General features: G+C 61.2%; 8 protein-coding genes and 1 pseudogene. 1 reads left to right on the top strand and 8 read right to left on the bottom strand.

The genetic code is table 11. The annotated features are described in order from the left end of the window. The 8 genes and pseudogenes from NW837_RS05185 to NW837_RS05220 form a co-directional block, all read right to left on the bottom strand. Positions 1–632: pseudogene (locus tag NW837_RS05185) on the bottom strand (hypothetical protein); the annotation flags it as partial. 224 nt (positions 633–856) lie between these two features. Then, positions 857–1,723: a DUF2993 domain-containing protein gene (locus NW837_RS05190; RefSeq protein ID WP_414329615.1), complete on the bottom strand. Its 867-nt coding sequence runs from the start codon at positions 1,721–1,723 to the stop codon at positions 857–859. A gap of 107 nt (positions 1,724–1,830) precedes the next feature. After that, positions 1,831–3,279: an NAD(P)/FAD-dependent oxidoreductase gene (locus NW837_RS05195; RefSeq protein WP_414329617.1), complete on the bottom strand. Its 1,449-nt coding sequence runs from the start codon at positions 3,277–3,279 to the stop codon at positions 1,831–1,833. Then, a complete protein-coding gene (locus tag NW837_RS05200; RefSeq protein WP_414329618.1) occupies positions 3,266–3,880 on the bottom strand; it encodes a nucleotidyltransferase family protein in 615 nt (204 codons plus the stop codon). The genes NW837_RS05195 and NW837_RS05200 overlap by 14 nt, the downstream gene beginning before the upstream one ends. After that, on the bottom strand, positions 3,870–4,556 hold the full coding sequence (gene tatC, locus NW837_RS05205) for a twin-arginine translocase subunit TatC (protein ID WP_414329625.1): 687 nt from the start codon (positions 4,554–4,556) through the stop codon (positions 3,870–3,872). The genes NW837_RS05200 and tatC overlap by 11 nt, the downstream gene beginning before the upstream one ends. Positions 4,557–4,814: 258 nt before the next feature. Next, entirely contained in the window at positions 4,815–6,020 is a 1,206-nt protein-coding gene (locus NW837_RS05210) for an amino acid ABC transporter permease (RefSeq protein WP_414329619.1), read from the bottom strand. A 3-nt stretch (positions 6,021–6,023) separates the two neighbouring features. After that, positions 6,024–7,196 carry an amino acid ABC transporter permease gene (locus NW837_RS05215; RefSeq protein ID WP_414329621.1) on the bottom strand — a complete coding sequence of 391 codons (1,173 nt, stop codon included), beginning with the start codon at positions 7,194–7,196 and terminating at the stop codon, positions 6,024–6,026. Between the two features lie 98 nt (positions 7,197–7,294). Next, positions 7,295–8,314: an amino acid ABC transporter substrate-binding protein gene (locus NW837_RS05220; protein ID WP_414329623.1), complete on the bottom strand. Its 1,020-nt coding sequence runs from the start codon at positions 8,312–8,314 to the stop codon at positions 7,295–7,297. Between the two features lie 281 nt (positions 8,315–8,595). On the opposite strand from NW837_RS05220, the gene NW837_RS05225 reads away from it, so the two are divergent. Continuing rightward, positions 8,596–9,384 carry an amino acid ABC transporter ATP-binding protein gene (locus NW837_RS05225; RefSeq protein WP_011432567.1) on the top strand — a complete coding sequence of 263 codons (789 nt, stop codon included), beginning with the start codon at positions 8,596–8,598 and terminating at the stop codon, positions 9,382–9,384. The last annotated feature ends 20 nt before the right edge of the window (positions 9,385–9,404 follow it).

Consider the following 9,404-nt stretch of genomic DNA (forward strand, 5'->3'; position numbering starts at 1 on the left):
GAGAAAGGGAGGATCCAACTGCGCTCCTGGAACTGGCCTCGGATGATCTGCTGAGGGTGAAAGTCCTGGAGAGGTGGCAGCGGTTCCAGCGGGTCTTCCCCCCAGAAAGCCCGTTGGATTACCAAGCGCACCCCTGCGCCGGGGTGGATCAGAGGCGTGGTGGTATCCAGGTGAAAGCTACCCCTGAGGCGGGTGGACGTCTCGTTGGGCTCAACCCGGAAGGAGAAGGTGAGCTGATCAGGGCGATAGGTGCCCAGAGCGCGGGAAGGGGGAGTGGGGGGCGGGGATCCCGGCAGGCTTTCGCAGTCGGTGCAGGGAAAAATGGCCTGCGGATGGAGAGAGACAGAAGCCTCGCGGGCGGATTGCAGTTGCTCAGCAGTGATGACAAAACTGGCCCAAAGGTGTTTCAGACGGGGCTCCCGACCAGGCTGAATATCGGAAAAGGATCGGCCTTCGGGAGTGGCCGTCCGCGTGCCGACAGCAGCGCCATCCAGAGGGACTGTAGAAACCGGGTCGCCAGCACATCCCCCCAAAAAACCAACCGACAAAATCAGCAGCAGCGCCCAGCCGCAAGTGCTCCGCACCGCTACCGCGACCCAGGGGTCGAGTTTGCAGTTGGATGGCTGGATCATGATCTCACCTCAATACACCACTCCTGCCCGGCTACCGAAGGGAGTCGATGCCGCTCTCGTCTTGTGGACGGTGCGGTTCCCGACGGGGCACCAACGCAAACGGCCAGCAAGATCCCTTTCCCTCCGGTTGCTAGAGGGATCCTCGCCCAGAGGCACACCCTTTGAGATTGATCCCGATCACACCCGTTGCTGAACGGGAAAGGTCTCCGTCCTGCCCAGGCGAACTATCCCTGCGGCACGGTTGCGACTTCTGGGTAAATGGTCAGGATCCCTTCGTAGAGGATTTGGCCGGGCTGCAACTCCAAGCGGTCAATGCGCACGCCCGGATCCAACTGAATGGGGAAATCGGCCAGGCCGGGGATGGGGATCTCTTGGCCTTCGCTCACCCAAAGGGGATTGACCAGCCGCAACCGGTTGGGGCCTTGGGCTTCTAGGCCAGTCAGCACCGTCACCGGCGCTTCCACCCCTTCCGGAGTGGTCAGGTTAGCCTGGATGCGCAGCCGACCCTGTTCCAGCGTGACCTGAGGCTGGCGGATGAGAAAGGGCACCACTTGGCCCCCAACAGGCAACTGCACCTGGGCCTGGGCCAGTTGGGCTTGGATGAGGGGAGCCTGGAGGGTGCGGTTCAGGTCTTCCTCGGTAAGGCGCAAGCTCACCTGCACCGGCACAGGGGCCAATAGCCGCAGTGGGCTCCGTCCCTGGATGGCTTCGCCCACATTGAGGCGAATATCCTGGCCCCGCAGCCGCAGATGACTGATCTGAAAGCCTTGATAGCTGAGGTTGTCTCCCGACACCTGGGCTTGAGGGATCTGCCCATTCAAAATCTGGGCGTCAGAGCCGACAATTTGCACTTGCAGGTTATCGACCCTCTGAACCTCCGAACGGATCCAAGCCGCCACCAAGGGGCTGAGAAGGGATCCGGCAATCTGGGCAAATCCGGGCCAAGGCCAAAACATGGTGGGTAGGCTGAGCAGCAGAGCAAACCCCAGCCGCTGCCCCGCTTGCGAGAGCCGTTGGCGGCGACAGGCTGCCGATTGGGCTTCGAGAGGAGACGGATCTGGAGCAGGCCGATGGCAAGACGTGAGCAGCACTGGATACCTCAGGAGCAACGACAAGCGATGGTTTCCACCCGAACTACAACCAGACTAGGGCAGGACTTCTCTGCCGAACAGAGGGATCCCCCGCACACTTGGAGAGGCTATCCATCCGTCAACTGCCACCAGAGATACCCCAGCCGCAGATAGTGCAGCCGTAACCAGGGCAAAGGGAAAGCGCGGGGCGGCTGGCGAAACAGAGCGCTCATCTGGGAAGGGATCCCGGCGATCTCCTGGGCCAGCATTTTGCCCGCCCACACCGCCGTGGCTACACCGCTGCCGTGATAGGCCAGGCCATACCATAGGCTGGGATCCGCCGGCGAAGGGCCAATATGGGGGTGAAACTGCCGAGAAAGGCAGACCAGTCCATTCCAGGCGTACTCGATCTCCACCCCTTCCCAAGCAGGGAAAAGACGATAGAGCTGTCGAGTCATCCAAGTGCGCAACTGCTGTCGCTCCGTCGGGGTATCGCGGGTGCCACCCCGTCCCCCAAACAGCAGGCGCCCATCCGGCAGCAGACGGTAATAGAACAGCAGCCGCCGCATGTCGTAGAGCGGCGTCGGATCCCACCACCCCTGCGCTTTCTGCTCCTGAGGCGTCAGAGGTCGGGTGACCAGGATGTTGGACAGTGCCGGCAACAGGGATCCCGCCAGTTGGGGATACAGGGCCTCTGGGGTGTAGCCATTGGTGGCGATGACCAAGTGCCGAGCGCGCACCGTTCCTCCCGGCGTGTGGCAGCAGTGGTGGGATCCCACCTTTTCCCAGGCCGTGACCGGACTGCCGCTGTACAGCTTCGCCCCCCACCGGTGGGCCGCTTGGGCCAGTCCTTGGGTGAGCTTGAGGGGGTTGAGGCCAAACCCCACCCCGATGTGCAAAGCGCCGTGGTTCTCTTGGCTGTTGAAGCCGCGTTCCCGCAGCTCTTTGGGGTTGAGAAGCTGGGCCGGGTAGCCCGCCACCTGAGTACAGATCTGGTACTCGGCCTCTAACTCCGACCATGCCTGTGGACGATGGGCCACTGCATAGCAGCCCTGTCCCTGAGCCTCTAGGGAGAAGCCCTCGCTGGCCGCCAGCTCCTGAACGGTTTCCACTGCCTGCCATTGATCCCGGTAGTAGCGCTCTGTCTCTGCCAGGCCCACCCGCCGCACCATCTGGGTGTGGGTAAGGTGGCTCGACCCCACCCCGCAAAAGCCGCCATTGCGCCCCGAGGCCCCCCAACCCAGGGATCCCGCCTCCAGCAGACAAGCATGGATGCCGTGGTCGCGGGCCAGGTGCAAGGCCGTCGATAGCCCCGTCAATCCTCCCCCCACAATGACCACCTCCGCGCCCACCTGCGCTTGCAAAGGTGCCGGATGCCGCCAACCGGGATCTGCTATCGTGCTGTCCCAGTAGCTGCCGACCGGGCAGGCAGGATCGTAGGTGCTGGCAGGATAAAGGCCCTTTCTCATACGAGCAATGGGAAGAACATCTTGCTGGGCAACGCCGAAGTGCTCGGTACCGCTGAGGCGACCGGTCGCAGGACAAGTGCTGAAGGGGATCCCCTCACTCCTGGGCAACGCTGTCGCAACCGGCAGCAGCGGCTTCCACATCGGCAGGGGTATTGCAGTCCAGGAAGATCTCAGGAGTGTAGAGCTCCACCTCCTGTACCCGCCTGCCCAGATCCTGCAACAACCGGCGCAGGCCCAGGGTTTCTTCTCGCAGCTCCAACAGCCCTTCCCGCAAGCGCCTGTCGATCAGGGTAGGGTGCCCCCGTCGCCCTCGATGCACCGGCACAGTAACCCAAGCGCGATGGCGCAGATGGTACTCCAGCAAGCTGTGGTAGATCCACGCCGGGCGGGGCTGATCCACCGCCGAAATGGCCAGCACCTGAAAATCGGCAGGGATCCCTTCCACCCCTACCCGAATGGAGTGGGTCTTGCCCAGCTCAGGAGCCGGATTGACCAGCACCTCTGCCCCTGCCAAGTGGGGTTGGGCTGCCGCCAAATGCTGGGATCCCAGCACCACCCAGGGTTGAAACCCCGCCTGTCGCCACTGAAAAATCTGGTAAGAGAGCAGGGTTTGCCCGTCTTTCCAGGGCAGAAAGGCTTTCGGCTCTCCCATCCGCGTGGAAAACCCAGCCGCCAAGATCAGCGCATGCAGCTTCGGCTCATTTGCCAAGGAGCTTCACCAGCAGAATGCCAAACAAATATAGAAACGTCACAGCCCCGGCCAAAAGGCTCTGGGTGAGGGGATCCGTCGAGGGGGTGAGAATGGCCCCCGCTACCACCGCGCCCAGAACCACATAGCGCCAGCCCTTGAACATCTGCTCGGCAGTCACCAGACCCAGCGCCCCCAGCAGCGCCTGCAAAATCGGCACCTGAAAGGCCAGGCCGGTGCTGAACAGCAGCAGCAGCACAAACTCAAAGTAGCGGTCGATGGACCAAGCCTGATCCACCACCCCTTCGCCGTAGCGAATGAAAAAGTTGAGCGCCGCCGGAATGAGGAGATAGTAGGCAAAGACCAAGCCGGCCACAAAGAGAAGGCTGGATCCCAGCACCACCGGCCCCAGCAGCTTGCGCTCCTTCACGCTCAGCCCCGGCAAGACGAAGCGGGCAATTTGGTAGAGCAAAAAGGGCGTGGCCAGCAATAGCCCCGAGTAGGCCGCCACCTTCACAGAAACGAAAAAATACTCCCCCGGCGCCAGTTGCAAAAAGGTAACCCCCTGCGCGGGCACCTCCAGCAGGGCGACAATGCGATTCACCACGGCAAAGCAGGCGATGATGCAGATCGCCACCGCGATCACGCTGGCCAACAGGCGGCTGCGCAGCTCTTCCAAGTGCTCCATCAAGGTCATCTCGACCTCGTAGGGAAACTCCGGATCCCGCACCCGACCAGGCTCAGGGGCCGCCGCGGCTTGTTCCGGGGACTCGGTCTCAGAGGCAAGGGTCATGGGCCAAGGTGTAACGAGACGTTCCCCGCTATCTTAGCGCTGCCCCCTCTCCAGGGAAAAGCACTTGCCCAACACTCCTCGCCATTGGGCGGTGGCCCAAGCCCGTTAAGGGGATCCCGGGGCCTGAGCAGATGAAACTGGGAAGGGGAGCGGTTGCAGTTTTTAGCGCTTGCCCAAGCCCAGCGCCTTTTCCACCTGCTGGGCGGCATAGGCCATGGCAAAACAGCAGATGAAGTAGATCAGGCCGATAAAAAACAGCACTTCCCGCTGGGTGCCTAGCCAGTTGGGGTTGGTGAACACCACCCGCCCCGCCTGCAGCAGGTCGATGAGGCCGACAATGAACACCAGTGACGTGTCTTTGAAGAGGGTGAGGAACTCGTTCACCAGCGCCGGAACAGCTGCCCGCAACGCCTGGGGCAAAATCACCAAAGCGGTCACTTGAAAGGGGTTCAAGCCCAGCGCCCGTGCCGCTTCTAGCTGGCCCAGCGGGATCGACTGCAGGCCGCCCCGCACGTCCTCGGCCACGTACACGGCTGTAAACAAGATGAAGGCCACCTCCGCCCTGATGATCAGGTTGACGCTGATCCCCCCCAGAAAGAAGGGCACCAACAGCCAGGCGGCAAACAGAATGGTGGTCAGGGGCACCCCCCGCACCAGCTCGATCACCAGCGTGCAGAAGATCCGGATTACCGGCAACGCCCGATTGGCCCGGCCCAACGCCAGCAACACCCCAATGGGAAAGCCGATGATCATGGCGGCTGCCGCCAAGATCAAGGTCAGCAGCAGTCCAGACAGTTGCTCGGTTCGCACTGCCGGCCAATTGGGGCCCAGGTTGCCCAGCAGCAGCTCCAGACAGAGGGGCAAGATCAAGGCCCAAACCCAGATGGAAGCCAGCCGCCAGGATTCCCGTCCGCGACTGAGGGCAATAGCGGCAAAAGTCGCTCCAGAGCAAACCGCCAGCCACCCCTGCGACTGGGTTCCCAAAGGCAGGAAAGCGGCCAAGCCCATAGCAGCTCCCAAGAGAATGAGGTAGTGCAGCAGCACACCGCCCCAAGCCCCCCCCGCTACCCCCAAGGTGGCCAGCACAATTCCCAACACCGCCCACACCCGCCACAGTTGGCTGCTGGGGTAGGTGCCGCTGGCAAAGATTTTCAGGTTGGCCGGGATCACCTCCCAGCGGGCTTGGGTGAACGCCCAGTTCCAGAACAGGGAAATTGCCCAGGCCAACACCAAGGCAGAGACCAAGGTGAGCAAGGTGCTCAGCCAGGAGTCGAACAGGTTGCGGCGCACCCAAGCCAGAGGACTTTGTTTCTCCCTGGGGGGGAGTACCTTTTCTTCTACAAGGGGAGAGGAGAGACTGCTGGGCATGGGTTAGCGCTCCACCAATTTGACGCGGGCATTGAGCCAGTTCATGCCGTAGGAAACCACCAGGTTAAAGGTCAGATAGGTGGCCATGAGGATGGCGAACATCTCCACCGAACGTCCCGACTGGTTGATGATGGTGCTGCTGATGTTGAACAGATCGGAGAAGCCAACGGCAATGGCCAAGCTGGAGTTTTTAATCAAGGTGAGATACTGAGTGTTCAAGGAGGGGATCATGATCCGCAGGGCCTGGGGCACAATCACCAAGCGAAAGGTTTCCAGCTCCGACAGGCCGACGGCCCGGGCCGCCTCCCACTGCCCCCGCGGCACCGCCAAAAAGGATCCCCGCACCACTTCGGCAATGTAGCAGCCGGTGTAGGTCACCAAGCCCAGCATCATGGCGGTAAACTCCGCCGAAAGCTGGATCCCACCCCGGAAGTTAAAGCGCTCCAGTACCGGGACATCCAGCCGCACCGGCGGCTCCGGGAAGATCACCCAACAGGCCACCGCCAGCAGCACCACCCCCACAGACACCCACAGGTTCCGCTGCCGGGATCCCAGCTCGGGTCGGCAGACTAGGAGCAGCTTGCGGATCCCCCACCCAGCCGCGATTACAATGGCCAGCGCGGGAACCAGCCAGCCGCTGGGATCCAACCCGGGCAGCTTCACTCCCCGCTGGTTGATAAAGACAAGCCCGCCGATGGAGAGACTGTTGCGCACCCCCGGCAGGGTGAGGATCACCCCCTGGTACCAGAAGATCACGATCAGCAGCACCGGGACATTGCGAAAGATCTCGGTAACAACGGTGGCCAGCTGGCGGGCCAGCCAGTTGCTGGAGAGGCGAGCCATCCCCAGGACAAAGCCCATCGCCGTCGCCAACACAATGCTGACTGCCGACAGCCAGAGGGTGTTCACCGCTCCCACCGACAGAGCCTTCAGGTAGCTCTCGGAAGGGTCGTAGGGGATCAGCCCCTCGGTGATCCCAAAGTTGGCGGAGTTGCCCAGAAAGCGAAAGCCCAAACTGATGCCCAGGCGGCGCAGGCTGGCGAGGAGATTTTGGGCGAGGATCCCGAACACCAGCAGCACGGCCACGACAAAGGCCACCTGCAGCAGAACTTTTAGGATGCGCTCATTCCGCCACCAGGGGGGGCGAAGGTGGGGCTGGTCAGACAGTGCAGTCATGGGGCGCAGGCAACAATCCAAAGTATGACAGGAAACAAGGGATCCCTGGCTGGTACTGACCAACCGGGATCCCTAGGCCCGGATTCCGAATCAGCCGATCAGCGGAAAGGCGGCGCGTACTGGATCCCGCCTTTGGTGTAGGGCTGGTTCAAGCCCCGCGGCACGCCCAAGGGGGTCAGGTGGCGGTTGAAGATCTCGCCGTAGTTGCCCACCGCCTTGATGACATTGACCACCCAATCCGGCTTCAGGCCCAGCAGCTCTCCCAGGTTGCCTTCCTGGCCCAAGAAGCGGCGAATGTCGGGATCCTCGGACTTGAGGAACTCGTCCACATTGGCGCTGGTGATCCCCTTTTCTTCTGCATAGAAGAGGGCGTAGACCGTCCAGTTCATAATGTCGGAGAAACTCTCATCTCCGTGGGGAACCAGCGGCCCCAAGGGCTCTTTGGAAATGATCTCCGGCAAGATCACGTGGTCGTCGGGAGAAGCCAAGCTGGCCCGGCGGGAGATGAGGGCGCTTTGGTCGCTGGTGATGGCATCGCAACGGCCCTCTTCGTAGGCGTTGAAAGAGGAATCATCGCCGTCGAAGGTTACTGGCGTAAAGGCAATGCCACGGGCGCGGAAGGTATCCGCCAAGTTCAGCTCGGTGGTGGTGCCGGCAATCACACAGATGGTGGCCCCGTTCAGGTCTTCCAGCTTTTCCACCCCCAGCGACTTCCGCACCATAAATCCTTGGCCGTCGTAGTAGGTGGTGGGGCCGAAGGTCACCGCCCACTCGCGATCCCGGGTGAGGGTCCAGGTGGTGTTGCGGCTAATCATATCGACCTCGCCCGACTGAATCGCAGACTGGCGATTGGCCGCCGTCAGGTAGACGTATCGAACCTTGTCCGGATCTCCAAAGAGAGCGGCAGCTACCGCCCGGCAGATGTCGATATCAAAACCCACATACTTGCCTTGGTCATCCAGGTTGCCGAATCCGGGCAGTTGGTTGTTTACCCCACAGATCAACTCGCCCCGAGCCTTGATGCGGTCGGTGAGCGGCCCCAGCTGCGCCCAAGCGGGAAGGGACTGCAGGCCCATAGACAACGCCAGTGCCCCGGCCAAGGGAGCCAATCCGTTCAAATGCTTTATCCAGTTCATAAAATTACCCCATGTCAATCCTCAAGATCTTCGTCGTCAACAGTCGTTCATACACGGCACTTCAACCGAGATACCGTGCCATCGGGTTACACTCCTGCCACACCCCACACCCCATAGAATGGTTTGCCATAGGCGCCTACGATTTTCTCAAAGCCTTACATGTCAGGGCGTATGGAAATGTTGCAGAGGCTACGGTTGTGGCTCGGCCAGTTCTGCCATGGTACCCATGCCTGCTTTGGTGAAACTTAGGGAGTCACCCACCCATGCAAGGATCCCCGCACATAAGGTCTTCACTCTCTCCGCAAAGTGCAGCCAGCGCTGACATTATCCAATGCGAAGATGTTCACAAATGGTACGGCGATTTCCACGTCCTCAAGGGCATTACCACCCGCATCCGCCGCGGAGAGGTGGTGGTGGTCTGTGGGCCTTCAGGTTCGGGCAAGTCAACGTTTATTCGCACGTTGAACCGCTTAGAAGAACACCAGAGAGGGCGCATTGTGGTAGATGGCATTGAGCTAACCAGCGACCTGCGCAACATCGATGCCATTCGCCGCGAGGTGGGCATGGTTTTTCAACAGTTCAACCTGTTTCCCCATCTCACGGTTTTGCAAAATGTAACCCTTGGCCCAATCCACGTGAAAAAGATGAAAAAAAGTGAGGCGATAGAGCGGGCTATGGAACTGCTAAGCCGCGTGGGGATCGCCGAGCAAGCAGAAAAATACCCGGGGCAACTTTCGGGGGGGCAGCAGCAGCGGGTGGCGATTGCCCGCGCCTTGGCCATGAATCCGGCGGTGATGCTCTTCGATGAGCCCACCTCGGCCTTGGATCCGGAGATGATCAAGGAGGTGCTGGACGTGATGCGGGAGTTGGCCCGCTCGGGGATGACCATGGTGTGTGTAACCCACGAGATGGGCTTTGCCCGCGAGGTGGCGGATCGGATTATCTTCTTCGACCGCGGCAAGATCGTGGAGGAAAACACCCCCCAAGAGTTTTTCAGCAATCCGAAAGAAGAGCGCTCCCGCCTGTTTTTATCCCAGATCCTTTCCCACTAGCGAGTCCTTCAGAAGGGGGT

Origin of the sequence: Synechococcus sp. R6-10, from assembly GCF_047461815.1 — a bacterium.
Taxonomy (GTDB): Bacteria; Cyanobacteriota; Cyanobacteriia; order Thermostichales; family Thermostichaceae; genus Thermostichus.